Below are 16,677 nucleotides of genomic sequence, written 5' to 3'. Positions count from 1 at the left end.
ATATTTAATATTTCTTTTAAATCTTACTTCTTATTTTTATCATTGAACAACAAAATTTACTTTAGTATATTTTTTATAATAGTTTTGTTAAATAAGTTAATAGTTTTAATTTTATCAAATAATCTATAAATGCAATTAACGGAATTGATATTATATTCAATCATTTGAATATAGTAACTTATCGTAGATATCGTAAAAAATAAAGTGAAATCATGATGGATACTGGCCAATTTAATGACTCAGAAAAGGATATTACAATAGTAAATTACGGGTTGGGAAATTTAAAATCTGTAGCTAATATTATAAAGAAAATGGGCGGAAATCCTACGATTTCATCGAGCAAAGAAGATATAAAAAATGCAAAAAAGCTTATACTGCCAGGAGTAGGTGCTTTTGACGAAGGAATGAATAATTTGGAAAAAATGGATTTGATAAATATACTCAATGAAAAAGTACTCGATGAAAAAGTATTTACTTTAGGTATCTGTTTAGGAATGCAGTTAATAACGAAAAGAAGTGACGAAGGACAAAAAGAAGGTTTAGGTTGGATAGATGCAGAAACATTGTCTTTTTCAAGTACTTTTAAAGATAAATATAACGATAATAATAATAATAAAATCGATAAAAAGTTAAAAGTACCACACATGGGTTGGAATTACGTAAAAATAGAGAAAGAGACACCTTTATATAAAGACATGTATGAAAATCCAAGATTTTACTTCGTACATTCATATTATGTCAATTGTATAAATGAGGAAGATATCTTAACAACTACAAGTTATGGGATTGATTTTACATCTTCGGTAAATAAAGATAACATTTACGCAACTCAATTTCACCCTGAAAAGAGTCATAAATTTGGTATGAAGTTAATGGAGAATTTTATAAACTTATAATCCTACCTCAGTATAATAGTACAATTATGTATATGTACAAAATAATAAAATTTGTGATAATATGAACAATTTAAGACCTCGTATAATACCTACCTTGTTAATGGAAAATAACAGGCTCGTTAAAACTGTAAAATTCAAGAATCCGAACTACATAGGCGACCCCATAAATGCAGTAAAGATATTTAATGATAAAGAGGTCGATGAATTAATATTTTTAGACATAGGATGTAGTAAAAAACACACGTCAATAAATTACAGCTTACTAGATAAAATTGCATCTCAAAGTTTCATGCCTCTTTGTTATGGCGGCGGAATCAAGTCTTTTGAAGAAGCAAGTAAAATTTTTGAATTAGGTTTTGAAAAGATTTCCTTAAACAGTATTTTGTTTGAAAAACCAAATTTATTAACAGAATTATCTCAATCATATGGTTCTCAAAGTATTGTAGCATCAGTGGATGTGAAAAAAAACTTATTTAGCAAATTAAAAGTATATGACGGTTCCAAAAATAATTCTATAAATGAAAAAATCGTAGATTATGTGAAAAACCTTGAAAATTTAGGTGCTGGTGAATTACTTATTAATTCTGTGGATTTGGAAGGTACCTATAAAGGGTATAATATAAGTTTAATCAATGAATTATCAAATATATTGACTATACCATTGATAGCACTAGGTGGGGCAAGTAGCACTGAAGATTTCAAGAAAGCACTACAAGCAGGGGCTTCCGCATGTGCTGCAGGTAGCCTTTTTGTTTATTATGGGGCTAATAAGGCTGTACTTATTAATTACCCTACAGATTTTATAGATGAATTATAGTTATGAGGGGGAAATTTTGAAAAATTTTAAAGATAAAAATTTACTTGTAATTACTCGATTTTATCCGGATGGTGAAAATTTAATCATTGGCGATAGCTTTGTTAAGGGGCAAGTGGATGAATTAGCAAAAAATTTCAATAAAATTTACGTTGTTTCTCCAATTCCTTATGTTCCGGCGGTATCTACCTTAAAAAATGCAAAATTTTTGAGTTTTATTACTAAAAAATTAGATATAAAACCGGATTTGAAAAATTACAAAGATAAAAATGTTGAAGTTTACTATCCTAAATATTTACATCTTCCAGTATCTAAATTTAGAAACGAAATGGGCGATAATCAATTTAAAGCGATTGATAAATTATTAAAAAGTCAAAATATCGAATTTGATTTAATTCATTCGCATTTTATTTGGGGTTCGGGCTATACGGGTGTTAAATTAAAGGAAAAGTATGGAAAACCTTTAGTTATCACAGGTCATGGGTTTGATGTCTATGATTTGCCGTTTAAAGATGAGTACTGGAATACCAAAATCAAAGGTATTTTAAAAAATACTGATAAAATAATCACTGTATCTGAAAAGAACGTAAAATGTATAAATAAATTAGGATATGATGCAGAACTTATCCCCAATGGATATAATAATTTATTTAAAAATTTTGAAAAATCGCATGTCGATGAATTGAAAGATAAATTGAAAATTCCAAAAGATGAGTATATAATTTTAACAGTGGGTAATTTAATAGAGATAAAAAATCAAGAAACTCTTATAAAGTCCTTGAAACTTTTTAACGAGAACCAGACGAAGAATTTTAAATGTTATATTATTGGAGAAGGTCATTTAAAAGAATATTTAATTAATTTAATTAAAGAATATGATTTAAGTGATAATATCCAACTTTTGGGTAAAATACCCCACGATGAAATACCTAATTGGATGAATTGTTGTGATTTGTTCGTTTTACCTAGTTTAAATGAGGGAAATCCTACAGTAATGTTTGAAATTTTAGGTTGTAATAAATACATGATTGGTTCAAACGTTGGCGGAATTCCAAATATCCTTTATGATGAAAAATACGGTAGAATTTTGAAAAATCCTAAAGACGAGAACGAATTATTCAATTTAATAAATGATACATACCTGAATAAGGAATTAATCGATTACAACGAGATTTCAAAATATGCAAATAGTTTTTCATGGGAAATAATTTGTGAAAAAATTTTAAAAGAATATACTAAATTAATAATTTAACTTGTTATCTAAATTAATAAAAAAAATACATATTTAAAATCATATATTGAATATATCGTTGGTGTATTAAATGTCTAAATTAAAGTCAAAATTAAAAACAATGCTTTCTTTATTCTGTTTTAACTTTAGGGTTTCAAAACTTCCGTACATGCCAAAAGTGGCAATAGTGGAGCTTACAAATGAATGCAATTATCGATGTAAATTCTGTCCTATGAATTCAGAAAATGAAACGATACGGAGAAAAGTTACCCGTGAGAAAACCTATATGTCTTTTGAGGATTTCAAAGATATTGTGGATAAATATGGTCATTTAATAGATAATTTAGGTCTTGCAAGTCATGGGGAATCATTATTACATCCCGAATTTGAAAAATTCGTTAAATATCTTAGTGAAAAAGGAATTGATTGGAATATTACCACAAATGGCTCATTATTGGATGAAAAAATGGCTGAAATCTTTAAAAAATACCCTCCAACACAGATAATATTGAGTCTTTATAGTTTGGAGCCTAAAAGATATGAAAAATTATGTATAAATGGTAATTTAGACGTAGTTTTGAAAAATATCAATCATTTCCTGGAAAATAGGGATAAAAAAACAAAAATTGTAATACGAACAATAAATATGCCTCAATTGCAGGGCGAAATTCAAAAATTCAAAAGTTATTTTGATAAATATGAAAATGTGGAGTACCTTTTCGGCGTATTAAATACCTGGGCAGGTAGGGTCGATATTTCAAAATACGATTCAAATTTGAAAAATCACAAAATCTCGCATGAGAATAACTACTGTTTGCAGCCATGGCAACATGTAATTATAAATTCTGATACTGGAGTTTATTTATGTAATAACGACGATGACACGCCAATGGGTTACTTAAACAAAACGAATCTTGGCGAAATTTGGAATTCTAAGGAGTATATTCAAGTCCGTAAGAATATATTGAATGGTAAGCTAACTGATAACAATCAATGCAAAGAATGTGATACCTACATACCAACAGCTAAATGTGAGGCGCCTTCTCCATTTTTCCTAGTTAATCGTAGCTTTTTAAGACGAGTAGCTACATTCATAGGTCTTAAAAAGAATCATGATTGGACTACTGATAAAAAATAATATTTTATAATATTTTAATAATATTTTAATAATTATTATTTATATATTTTAACTACAAAACAATGAATATTATTATATTTTAATTCAATTGTTAATTTTTATAATTTATTGAGTGATACTGTGACTATGGGAAATTTAATCCGAAAAATATACAATCGAAAGGTAGATTTGACACTGGGAAAATGTGCATATAATGTATTATTACCCTTATTGCATAATAAAAGACCCAAAAAACCATTATTTATAAAGATTGAAACTGTAAATTATTGTAATTCGCAATGTAAATATTGTCCACATCCTACAATGACTCGTGAAAAAGGATTAATTGACGATGAATTATTTAAAAAAATTGTAAAAGAACTTGTAAGTTGGGGCGTTAAAGCAGTACACTTAACTAATTTTGGAGAAACACTACTCGACCCAAAAATCGCTGAAAGAATTGACTATATCAAGGAATTAGATGAAGAAATATATATTACAATAATTACAAATGGTTTTGCACTTTCTGATAAAAATATCAATAAGTTATTAAATTCAAAATTAGATGAATTACAAATTTCTTTCGACGGATTCTCTAAAGAACATTATGAATTTTACAGGACTCCGTTTAAATATGAAAACATTAAAGAAAAGATAATTAAAACAGTGTCTGAAAGAAATAATCGAAATTCAAAAATGATTATTAAATTAAATACTATTTATAACCCTGAAGAAATATCTGAAAAACAGCTAAATGAATTCATGGATAGTTGGGGTTCAGTAAATGGAATAAATATCCAAAAATTACATAATTGGTCATCTGAAGAAGCTAACAATAATGTAAATGGTTGTATTGATGTTTATAATTATATGACTATTTTAAGAAATGGCGATGTAGTACCTTGTTGTTTAGATTTTGATGGCAAAATAAAACTTGGAAATTGTAATGATAATACACTACAGGACATATGGGAAAATAAAAAATATAAAAACTTTAGAAATTTGGTTTCTAAAGATATCAAAGGTATTGAACTTTGTAAAAATTGTATGATGGCAAAGAATAAAGAAAGACCTTATTATGCACTTCTACAATGTAGAATTTAATAATAAATTAAAATACTAAGTACTAATAACTATCCGTATTAATACTAAATAGATTATAATTTTTGATAGTTATTTAAAATTAAAAATATTAGAAATTAAATAATCTTTTTAATTTTAATGGATAAAAATAATGGGTATCTTGTATTATTTTTATATTACATATTTTACATATTTTACAATATGTTATACTACATTACAATGTATTACAGTTCATCGGTGAATTTATGGCAAATGATTCAATATTGAAATATAAACACGATTATTTGATAAATGCGTGTAAGGGTAAAAAAGTATTACACATCGGAGCAAGTGATTATCCTTATCATGAAGAAAGAGTTAAAAAAGGTACTTTGCTTCATCAAAAATTGAATAAAGTTGCAGACGTAATTGGTTTGGATATCAGTAGGGATGCCATACGTATATTAAATGAAAATGGCGTAAATAATGTTTATTATGGCGATATCGTAGAAAATGAATATGATGAACATATTAATAATCAGAAATTTGATATAATCATATTTCCTGATGTAATAGAACATTTATCTAAACCTGGACAGGCTCTTGAAAACTTAACTCAATTTTGTAATCCAAATACGAGAATAATAATAACTGCGCCAAATGCTTGGTCAATTTTGGAGTTAAAAAATCATTTTAGAACAGATGAAAGTGTTCACCCAGACCACTGTTTTTGGACATCTGCAAAGACACTTACAAAATTATGTGAGTTTTCGGGCTATGGTGTTAAAAAAATTACATATACTAACTCAGGAGCAAGCACTGACAAATTAACGTTTAAAGGAAAAATTTTCAGAAATATTGTAGATAATTTCCCACACATGAGAAATGTTTTAATCTTAGAAATAAGTCCTAAATAATTTAGCAATTTGGTGAATTTGGTGATTTTATGCCAGAATTATATCTTGAATATTATAAAAATACAAACTCAAAAATAAACATAAACAAATTAAGAACGGATGAATTTAAAAAATACGCTCCTAATTTTAAATTTTACGTTCCACATAATTCTTTTGAAGAAATTACGGAAGATTATTCTATATTTTTCTATGATTTTGATTGGAAAACTGATTCTATAGTTAATAGTGACGGTACCAATAATACCAATAATACCAATAATGATAACAACTCGACTCAACTTTCAATCTTAAATGGCGAGATATTGCCTTTGGAAAAACGTTTCAACCCCGAAGATACAGAAAATATTGAGTATGGGGCTTTTAATATAGTTAATATTGATAAAAATCAAAATTCTATAAATATCTACAATGATATATTTGCAATGTTGCCAATGTTTTACTATCAAGATGAGGATATCTTTATAATTGCAACAAAGATGAAGCCAATTTTGGAACGTTTAAGAGCCCTTAAAAAGCCTTTAACAGAAGATAATGTCGGAAAATATTTATCTGCATCTTGTGGTTATTTTATTGGAGATTATACGTTTTTTAAAGAGATAAAGTATCTAAAGCAAGGTAGGAAAATAACAATCGACTTAAAAACTAACAATATATCCTTTTCAAGATATTATACCTATGATTATACGAAAAAATATAAAAAAGAGTCAATGAATGAGGAAAAATTCACTGAATTATTTAATATATTCGATAACTCCCAAAAAACTTTACTGAATAATTATTCAAAAAAAACAGGACTTATGATTTCTGGCGGTTTAGATTCAAGATACATATTAGCACAAATGGAAAAATTAAATATAAAACCATTTTTATTAAATATGGGTCATGAAAATAGTGCTGAAACAAAATTGGCAATCAAAATAGCAAATTTGTCAAATAATACCAATAATTTAACGATTAATGAATTAACTGAAGACAATATTATAAGAAATGCTGAAGAGTATTATAATATTACCGAAGGATTTGAAAATTTTGAATGTGATTATTTGTTGGATTTTAAAGATTGGGCAGTAAAAAATAACGTTCAATACCTATACAATGGTTATGCAGGGGATGCAGTACTGGGCGGAACATTTTATACAAGGCGCAATTTTGATTTTATAAGTATATGTGGCCAAGTAATAGATTTAAAAGATTTAATACCTGAAATAAAAACAAAAGAGGACTGTATTAATTTAATCTTGAAAAATTTGGGCATCTATAAAGAAAAAGTCTTAAAAGAAAAATATAATGATTTTAAAGAAGTAAATTTGAGAAAAATCGTTGAAAATGAAATAAATAACATCATGGATGAAATATCTTATGAAAATTATTTGGACGTATATATTCATTTTCAATTCTTAACAAGAGTTCATAGGCATGTTTTAAATGGATGTTTGGCTACAAGAAGCTTTGCTGAGTTCATACACCCGTTCTTTGCATATGGGATGTTTGAAACCGCTATTAAAGTTGACGATAGTTTAAAGACACAACATCACATGTATAAAAAATACTTGATAAACAGATTTCCAAAATACGCAAAGATAAATAAGTCTGGTTGGGGTGTTAATTGCTACAAGCCTGCACAAATTTGCAAATTTGGTGAATACTATGAAGCTTTTAAAAATAAAATGATTAATTTAGCCAATAATAAATTCGAAAAGCCATTAATAAAGATGGATACATATTATGATGCTACATACTGGTATTATAATTCAGAAGAGTTTAGAACTTTCTTAGAAAACGATTTACAAAATGGATTTTTGAATAAACATATGAAATATATTGAAAAATATTATGGTATTAAATATGATTAAAATAGCTAATAAAAGATAATAAATAATAAAAGATAATAAATAATAAAAATAAACTCATTTCTATTTTTTAAAACTTTCCACGGTATTTTTAAGACCTTCTTTTAAATCAATGGTCGGTTTCCAACCTAACTTTTTAATTTTATCAATGTTAACGTAACTATCTATTATATCCCCGTCTCGTTCAGAACAATATTCTGGAGAATCCTTAAATTCCAAAATATCGGAAATAATCGTATATAATTCATTGATGGTGGTTTTAGTGCCAGTACCTACGTTAAGAATCTGATTTTTCCAGTTAGTTGCCATTAAGTTTGCTTTTGCAACGTCTTTAACGTTTATAAAGTCTCGGGTCTGTTCTCCATTACCGTAAATCTTGGAGATTTGCCTGTTTAATATATTATTTATAAATATACTAATTACGCCAGCTTCACCATAAGGGTCTTGTCTTTCCCCATATACATTAGCATATCGTAATATCGTGTAATCAATCCCATAAAGTTCGCTATAAAGTTTAATATAATTTTCCCCAGTTATTTTGCTTAGTCCGTATGGCGATAGTGCTTTTAAGGGGTGATTTTCGTCTATTGGTAAATATTGTGGATTTCCATAAATTGCACAGGATGATGAAAATACTATTTTAGTAATATCATTTTTTCGCATTGCTTCTAATAGGTTTAAAATACCCATAATATTTATATTTGCGTCGTTTAATGGATTTTTAAGTGAATTACCCACACTAATTTGGGCAGCAGTGTGAAAAACAGTACTATATTCTTTTTCAGAAAATATTTTATCTAAATTTTCATCCAATATACTATTTTTTATGAAATTTACCTTTGAATTGTTTGTGTTATTATCGCTTAATTTTTCCAAATCTTTTAAATTATTTATATTTCCAGAGCTTAAGTTATCTAAAATTGATACATCACATTCGGGGCAATTTTTAAGTATTTCCTCGACAATATGGCTACCAATAAATCCTGCACCACCTGTTATCATTACCAATTTATCCACCAATCAAAATTAATAAATTAATTATATTTGTAATTAGAATATTTATTTAGTATTTATAATATAAAAGATTATATAAATAATTTTATAATGGTTTTCTATTCAATAATTATGGATTTGACTTTATTTATTAAACTTAAAAATTAAAAAGTAATAAATTAAATTGCAAAATATCAGTTTACGGATGGGGAGAATATGATTCATGAAACAGCAATCGTGGAACAAGGCGCAAAAATAGGTAATGCTACAAATATATGGCACTTTTGTCACGTTAGGAAAGATAGTGAAATAGGTGACAACTGTAATGTTGGAAAAGGATGCTATATCGATGTAAATGTAAAAATTGGCAACGGGGTAAAAATTCAAAATGGTATAAGTATATACCAAGGCGTAGAAATCGAAGATAACGTTTTTTTAGGTCCGCACATGGTTTTTACAAATGATTTATATCCTAGGGCATTCAATACCGATTGGAAAATAGAAAAAACACTTGTAAAGGAAGGAGCCAGTGTTGGGGCAAACGCAACAATAATATGCAACAATACCATTGGTAAATATGCAATGGTCGGTTCTGGAAGTGTTGTAACAAAAGATGTGCCAGATTATGGATTAGTTGTGGGAAATCCTGCAAGATTAATAGGTTTTGTATGTAAGTGCGGATTAAAACTGGACTTAACTAATATAATGGAAGAAACGACAGATTATGTTGCTGTAAACTGTGATTCTTGCGGGGAAACTGTATTACTTAATAAATCAGATTTTGAATTGATTAATTCTCCTACTAATGGGCTATAATAACTATAAAATAGGTATAAAATAGGTATAAAATAGATATAAAAAATATAATAAAGATAAAAATTCAAATAATAGGTATATGTAATGTTAAATTATTTAGTACGATTTAGTACGATTTAGTAAGATATATACGCTATAATAAAAATTAAGACTAAAACTATAACAGGAATAAGGGAAATTATGTCAAAACAAGAAAATCAAGAAAAAAATATATCCAATAATTTAGACGCTTTAATATTATGCGCAGGTAAGGGGACACGTTTAAGACCTTTAACGGATAATACGCCTAAGCCTATGATACCCATAGCAGGAAAACCGATAGTTGCACATTTGGTCGACAAAGTAAAGGATTTCGTAGATAATATATACATACTCGTCGGTTATCAAAAAGAAGCAATAATTGAATATTTTAATCAAAATAATAACTATAATGATTATGCCATAAATTTTATCGAACAGACTGAACAGTTAGGGACTGGTCACGCAGTTTTAATGTTGAAAGAATATTTGGACAAAAATGGAACTTATGAAAATTTAAATGATTTTCTTGTTATAAATGGGGATATTGTATTTGAGGATAACCTCGATGGCTTTTTGAATAAAAATTTGGAAAATGATATGGATAATTCTAAAAATTATATCGGAGCTTTGGAGGTTTCCAATCCTGAAAACTTTGGAGTTATAGTAACTGATTCTAAAAATAACATTTTAAAAATAGTTGAAAAGCCTTCTAGAGAAGAATTACCTTCTTTAAATTCAAATTTGGTTAATGCAGGTATTTATAGATTTAAAAAAGATGTTTTCGATATTTTAAAAAATTTGAAACCATCCTCTAGGAATGAAATTGAATTGCCTGATGCTATAGATGAATTAATCAAAAAACAGCAAATCAAGGCAATAACTATAAAAGGTTACTGGGACGATATTGGTAGACCTTGGGATGTATTAAAGGCTAATAAAGAGCTTTTAGCACATATAAAATCAGATATTAAGGGGGAAATACAACAAAACGTTGTAATTGTTGGAAATGTGGTGATTGAAGAGGGGGCAGTGATTAGACCAAATACTGTTATTGAAGGGCCTACAATAATAAAAAAAGGTGCTGATATTGGACCTTTGGCTCATATTAGACCTTACACCGTACTCATGGAAAATACGCATGCAGGAAACTCTTCTGAAATTAAAAACTCACTAATTATGGAAGGTAGCAAAATCCCTCATTTATCCTACGTAGGCGATAGTATTGTCGGCAAAAATTGTAACTTTGGATGTAATACCATTACCGCAAATTTGAGGTTTGATGACAAACCCCCTAAAGTCAATATAAAGGGAGTTCCGACAATAAGTACGCGCAAAATGGGGACTATAATGGGTGACAATGTAAAAACTGGTATCCAGGTCTCATTTATGCCGGGGGTAAAAGTAGGTAGTAATTCCTGGATTGGAGCAAATTCCATAATCGATAGAGATGTGGAAAACGATACAATCGTATTTACAAAACAAGAGATTGAAGTCGTAAAAAAGAAGAAATAACCCTACTTTTTTTTAATTTTTTTAACTTTTTTTTAAGATTAAACGGTACTATAATTAGATAATATAGCTATATATAATATGAATTTAATATTATCATTATCACAATAACTAGCATATATTATATATAAAAATAGTAAAAAATAGTAAAAATAATAAAATAAATTAAGAAAATGATTTTAAATACAATGCCTAATATTTTAAAAGTTACTAATTTTAATCCAAATTCAAAATTATAGTAAACAATATATTATAATATTTGATAACATAATATGGTATAGTATAGGTCATTAAAACAAATTGATAAAATATACTTATTAAAATAAAATCTAAATTTTAAACCTTGAATTTTAAAACTTAAAACTTAAAACTTAAAACTTAAACTTTAAACCTTTAAAACTCTATTTTACTTGGTGATTTGATGTATATCGGAATTGATGATACGGACAGTAGGGAGAAGTACTGTACAACATATGTGGGTACTTTAATTGTAGAAGAGCTACTTAAATTGGGTTATATACTTGAAGAACCTCGTTTAATAAGAATGAACCCCATGGTAAAATACAAAACCCGCGGAAATGGGGGAGTTTGCCTTAAAATCATTGGCAAAAAGGAAGCGGACAACGAATCTAAAACTGAATCTCAAAAAGAGGAAACTTCGGAAAAAACGATTATTAAATCTCCTAAACTTATTAGATCTATTAAATCACAGTTATATCCTGAAATAAATGAGGAAAGTTACAAATTGTCTAAATCGGAATATTTGGAAGTAAAAACGCTAGTTACTAGTCTTGTTGAGAAATACACTGATTTTCACTGTTCAACCACAAATCCTGGAATTGTATTAATAAATTCAAAATTAACAAGGCAGAAAAAGGCAATTTTAAAAAATTATTACAATAGAGTACTTACTGAAATTGTAACCTTGGATGAAGCAGAAGCAATTATAAAAAAGGTTGGTGCTGAATACGTGAAATATAAAAAAGGACTCGGTATTATCGGTTCTTTGGGTTCAATATCCTCATATTTCGCAGAAAATCAAACGTACACATATGAACTTTTAGCATACCGAGAAAAGGATAAATGGGGTACTGAACGTTATGTACTAGATAGTTCAGTAGTAGAAATGGATAAGCTAACATATCCATACACTTTTAATAATGTAGACAATAATAAAAATATCATAGCTCCGAATACGAAATGCCCAGTTTTATATGGTGTACGTGGAATTTCAAAAGAAATAGTTTTAAAAGCCAAAGATATCATAGAATGTGAGAATATCGATAAATATATGATATTCAGGACTAATCAAGGTACTGACCAGCATTTAAGACTAATGAATATTGCAGATGCTAAGGAAAACACCGGTGCAATTTTATCAGGTTGCGTTACTCAGGAATTTAAGGAAATAAGTGGCGGACACGTTTTAATTGAATTATCTGATAACACGGGTAGTATAAACTGTATGGCTTATGAGCCAACCAAAAAATTTAGGCATATAATAAGGGAATTGGCAATCGGCGATTTAATAACTGTTTATGGTACAATAAGGGAAGAACCTTATCAGTTAAATATTGAAAAAATAAACGTTGTAAAGCTCAATAACATATACGAAAAGGTTAAAAAGTGTGAGTGTGGCGGTACATTAAAATCTAAAGGTATATCTAGCGGTTATAAATGTAACAAATGTGGGAAACGTTTAAAATATGATGAAATCCCTAAGATACAAATTGTTAGGAATTTAAGGGAAGGATTTTATGAAGTACCACCATCTGCAAGACGTCATTTAAGCATGCCATTAAGTTTAATCAATTATTTGCCTAATAAATTAAGATAATAAATTAATAATAAATTAATAATAAATTAATAATAAAATAATACTAAATATAACTTATTCTACTTACTATTTTTTAGCTTTTGTAACTAACGTTGATTACAAAACATAATATTATTTATATGGTAAAAAACATATTTAACATAATTTCTCATAAGAAAACATTTTTAATAAATTTTAAAAGTAACTTCAAGTAACTCGATAATGTGATATTATGGATATTTTTTGCATTGACATTGGAAACGGCACCCAAGATTTAATCTATTATAATAATGAAAAGAACATAGAAAATGCCGTAAAATTAATATTGCCATCCCCTACTCAAATATTGGGTAGTACTATTTCCAAAATGAAGGAAAATTTAAGAATAGACGGCGAAATAATGGGTGGTGGAGCCGTAAGCTATTATATTTTAAAGAAAATTAAACAAGGCTATACTGTAGAGATATCTGAAGATTGTGCACAAACTATAAGGGATGATTTAGACCAAGTTAGGGCAAAAGGGATTATCATTAAGGATAAAATAGAAAACCCAAACGTAATTTTAAAGGATTTAGATTTTTATATGTATAAAAACATATTTAATACAATAAATACCGATTTCGAACCTGATCATGTATGTGTAGCTTGTCAAGACCATGGTTTTGTAAAAGGACAAAGCGATAGGGTAACACGGTTTAAATACTTTAAGGAAAAACTAAGTGAAACAAGAAATCCCTATGATTTTTATTTTGAGAAAAAAACCGGTTATTTTACTAGATTTAACGTTATTCTAAACTCATTAAAAAACGAAAATTACAAAGGTTTTGTAATGGATAGTAAAATAGCATCCGTATGCGGGATTATGAATTATGCAAACGAGCAAAAAATAGACGAATATATCGGATTAGACATCGGAAATGGTCACACTTTAGGTGTTTCTATTAAAAATAATCTTATTTACGGATTGTATGAGCACCATACTAATTTATTGACCAAAGAAAAGTTATTGGATTATAATGAAAAACTTAAAAGTTGTACGTTAACAAATGAAGAAGTCTTTGACGACATGGGTCATGGAGCTTGTCCATTAGCACCAATAAACCTAGCTAAAACTTATATTGCAGGACCTAATAGGCGTATTTTCAAAGATTACGGAGAATATGCTTATTCGGGTGGCGATGTAATGATTACCGGTTGTGTAGGTCTCTTGGATACTTTAAATCATAAATTGAATATAAAATAGTTATTTTTTAATTTTTTAATTTTATTATTTTATCATTATTTTTTTATCATTATTTTTTAATTTTGAACTTAAATTATTCTTCATATGATTTTTTACGATTAAATGTGTATTTTACTTCGGTATTGAGCAAATTTAATCCTTTTTTATTTTTTTCAAGTGTTTTATCCATTTCAGAAATTAATGATTCCACGTTAAAAACATCAATTTCAACGTGTAAATTTTTGGTAACTAATAGGTAATTATCGTGAAGTATGTAGTTAATAGGCTTGTTAAAGTAATCCATAATCAATTTTAGAATTTTTAAATAATTTCTTATTTGATATGAATTACCGTATTTTAAAATGATGGTTCCATTTTTTTCAAAAGTTTTACAATTATCATATTCCAAAGCAACTTTTCGAACGATATTCATACAGAAATCTTCTAATAATTTACTTTTTTCGTATTCATCCATGATAAACTCGTAAGGGGCTATTAAAAAGTATATTGAAGTATTTTTTGGACCTCGGACTTTTCCAACAATTTTTTTAGATATTAATGTGTTCATGGATTTTGAAACATTTCTAAGTGTTTCATGTTTCGAAACGCCTACTAATTCTTTTAAATCATTTGTAGACAGAATACCGTCGTTTTTATAGAATTCAGTTAATATTTTATCTTGAGAAACCATATTTTCAGCCTATTTAGTATTGTTAGTTACCTATTAGTACAATTTTTAGTATTTTAGATAATTTAAACAAATTGATATTTTTATTTCCTTTCAATAAATTTAATTTTTCGATTTAATTTTTCAATTTTTATTACAGATTATATAATTAGTTTATCATATGTTATATACTTTATCCTATCAAATCACAAATACGGCATAAACCGACTCCATACGAAACCAGGAAATAAAACTGCAAAAACTTTAAATACTTGCTAGGCAAATGTTTTAAAAACTACTTATGGTGAGACCGTGGTAAAAAATTCACAAGAAAACATTTTTCTCGGAAATGACATGATATCCAAAAAAGATGGCATATTACACATCGATGGCTATAAAATCGAAGAAATAGCAAAGAAGTATGGTACTCCTTTGTACATAATGAGTGAAACTCAAATAAGAAGTAATTTTGATAAATACACTCAATCATTCAATAGGTACACCAAAGAAACAGGAAAAGAAGTAATATTCTCATTCGCATATAAAGCAAATACAAATCTTGCAATAACAACACTTTTAAACAAAATAGGCTGTGGAGCTGACGTAGTAAGCGGTGGAGAGCTCTATATTGCAAAATTATCCAAAGTGCCTTCAAATAAAATAGTATTTAACGGAAACTGTAAATTAGTTGAAGAAATAAAAATGGGCGTAGAAGCTGATATTAGAGCTTTTAACGTAGATGGTATAAGCGACTTAATCCTTATAAACGAAACTGCAAAGGAAATGGGAAAAATAGCAAACGTAGCGTTTAGAGTAAATCCAAACGTTGACCCTAAAACCCACCCTAAAATTTCAACTGGTTTAAAGAAAAATAAATTTGGATTAGATATCGAAGATGGAACAGCTTTAAAAGCCATAAAAATGGCTGAAGAAATGGAAAACGTAAAAGTTGTAGGAATCCATTGTCATATCGGTTCACAATTAACTCAAATTGACCCATTCGTTGAAGAAGCACACAAATTAATGGAATTCATCGTTACTTTAAAAGAAGAAGGCATAGAAGTAAGAGACCTTAACATCGGTGGCGGTTTAGGTATTCCATACGATAAAAATACGGAAATTCCAGTTCAAGCTGACCTCGCAAAAGCTGTAATCGACACAATCGTAAGTTACAGTGACAAAATAGCACTCCCAAACTTAATCGTAGAGCCAGGTAGAAGTATCGTAGGAACTGCGGGTGTTTTAGTTGGAAAAACAATCCACCGAAAAGAAACAAAAGTTGCTAACTGGATAATGATTGATGCAGGTATGAATGACATGATGAGACCTGCAATCTACGAGGCATACCACGAAATAACACCTTGTACAATCAGAGATGGAACCGAGGAAGTTTTAAATATTGCAGGCGGTTTGTGCGAAAGTTCAGACGTTTTCGGAAAAGACAGGACCGTTCCAACAATAAAAGTTGGCGATTACGTTGCAGTACTTGATGTAGGGGCTTACGGTATAAGTATGGCAAACAACTACAATTCAAGAGGAAAACCAGCTATGGTTTTAACCAACGAAAAAGAAATTAGCTTAATACGTGAAAGAGAATCTTTAGCAGATTTAATTGCAAAAGATATCGTACCAAATCACCTATTATAAAAATATTTAATTTATTAATTCATTCATCATTATTTAAATTTACTTTTTTTACGGAATTTTAAGATTTTAAATAATTAATAATTTATACAAGATATTCGA

Annotated in this window: 14 protein-coding genes; 12 read left to right on the top strand and 2 right to left on the bottom strand. The window is 28.2% G+C overall.

Annotated features, from left to right (window positions below; all coding sequences use genetic code 11):
- Positions 1-212 precede the first annotated feature (212 nt).
- The 7 genes from hisH (at position 213) to J2127_RS03040 (ending at position 7,890) form a co-directional block, all read left to right on the top strand.
- Positions 213-896 (top strand): imidazole glycerol phosphate synthase subunit HisH, encoded by a 684-nt coding sequence (gene hisH / locus J2127_RS03070; protein ID WP_209732011.1) that lies wholly within the window; start codon positions 213-215, stop codon positions 894-896.
- A gap of 61 nt (positions 897-957) precedes the next feature.
- Positions 958-1,713, top strand: coding sequence for an AglZ/HisF2 family acetamidino modification protein (locus J2127_RS03065; protein WP_209732009.1), 756 nt, complete (start codon positions 958-960; stop codon positions 1,711-1,713).
- Between the two features lie 16 nt (positions 1,714-1,729).
- Positions 1,730-2,962: a glycosyltransferase gene (locus tag J2127_RS03060; protein ID WP_209732008.1), complete on the top strand. Its 1,233-nt coding sequence runs from the start codon at positions 1,730-1,732 to the stop codon at positions 2,960-2,962.
- Positions 2,963-3,032: 70 nt separating this feature from the next.
- A complete protein-coding gene (locus J2127_RS03055) occupies positions 3,033-4,079 on the top strand; it encodes a radical SAM/SPASM domain-containing protein (RefSeq protein ID WP_209732006.1) in 1,047 nt (348 codons plus the stop codon).
- 126 nt (positions 4,080-4,205) lie between these two features.
- Complete coding sequence (locus J2127_RS03050; RefSeq protein WP_209732293.1) at positions 4,206-5,162, top strand: radical SAM/SPASM domain-containing protein; 957 nt, start codon at positions 4,206-4,208, stop codon at positions 5,160-5,162.
- A gap of 224 nt (positions 5,163-5,386) precedes the next feature.
- On the top strand, positions 5,387-6,037 hold the full coding sequence (locus J2127_RS03045) for a class I SAM-dependent methyltransferase (protein WP_209732004.1): 651 nt from the start codon (positions 5,387-5,389) through the stop codon (positions 6,035-6,037).
- 29 nt (positions 6,038-6,066) lie between these two features.
- Positions 6,067-7,890 carry an asparagine synthase-related protein gene (locus tag J2127_RS03040; protein WP_209732002.1) on the top strand — a complete coding sequence of 608 codons (1,824 nt, stop codon included), beginning with the start codon at positions 6,067-6,069 and terminating at the stop codon, positions 7,888-7,890.
- Between the two features lie 60 nt (positions 7,891-7,950).
- Here the strand turns inward: J2127_RS03040 and J2127_RS03035 are convergent, their stop codons facing one another.
- Positions 7,951-8,889, bottom strand: coding sequence for a GDP-mannose 4,6-dehydratase (locus J2127_RS03035; protein WP_209732292.1), 939 nt, complete (start codon positions 8,887-8,889; stop codon positions 7,951-7,953).
- A gap of 207 nt (positions 8,890-9,096) precedes the next feature.
- On the opposite strand from J2127_RS03035, the gene J2127_RS03030 reads away from it, so the two are divergent.
- The 4 genes from J2127_RS03030 to J2127_RS03015 all read left to right on the top strand — a co-directional run bounded on the left by J2127_RS03030 (position 9,097) and on the right by J2127_RS03015 (position 14,285).
- On the top strand, positions 9,097-9,696 hold the full coding sequence (locus J2127_RS03030) for an acyltransferase (protein ID WP_209732000.1): 600 nt from the start codon (positions 9,097-9,099) through the stop codon (positions 9,694-9,696).
- Between the two features lie 180 nt (positions 9,697-9,876).
- A complete protein-coding gene (gene glmU / locus J2127_RS03025; RefSeq protein WP_209731998.1) occupies positions 9,877-11,229 on the top strand; it encodes a bifunctional sugar-1-phosphate nucleotidylyltransferase/acetyltransferase in 1,353 nt (450 codons plus the stop codon).
- Between the two features lie 418 nt (positions 11,230-11,647).
- Complete coding sequence (locus J2127_RS03020; protein WP_209731997.1) at positions 11,648-13,063, top strand: tRNA(Ile)(2)-agmatinylcytidine synthase; 1,416 nt, start codon at positions 11,648-11,650, stop codon at positions 13,061-13,063.
- A gap of 211 nt (positions 13,064-13,274) precedes the next feature.
- Complete coding sequence (locus J2127_RS03015) at positions 13,275-14,285, top strand: DUF1786 domain-containing protein (RefSeq protein ID WP_209731995.1); 1,011 nt, start codon at positions 13,275-13,277, stop codon at positions 14,283-14,285.
- A 73-nt stretch (positions 14,286-14,358) separates the two neighbouring features.
- Here J2127_RS03015 and J2127_RS03010 read toward each other — a convergent pair whose 3' ends face one another.
- Entirely contained in the window at positions 14,359-14,955 is a 597-nt protein-coding gene (locus tag J2127_RS03010) for a MarR family transcriptional regulator (protein ID WP_209731993.1), read from the bottom strand.
- A 330-nt stretch (positions 14,956-15,285) separates the two neighbouring features.
- Between J2127_RS03010 and lysA the strand changes: the two genes are divergently transcribed.
- Positions 15,286-16,578, top strand: a complete 1,293-nt coding sequence (lysA, locus tag J2127_RS03005) for a diaminopimelate decarboxylase (protein ID WP_209732291.1) — start codon at positions 15,286-15,288, stop codon at positions 16,576-16,578.
- Positions 16,579-16,677: the final 99 nt, after the last annotated feature.

It is taken from the genome of Methanococcus voltae (genome assembly GCF_017875395.1).
GTDB lineage: Archaea > AGJL01 > Methanococci > Methanococcales > Methanococcaceae > Methanococcus > Methanococcus voltae_C.
The sequence above is the reverse complement of the archived record's forward strand: the minus strand, read 5'-3'. Positions and strand labels throughout refer to the sequence as shown.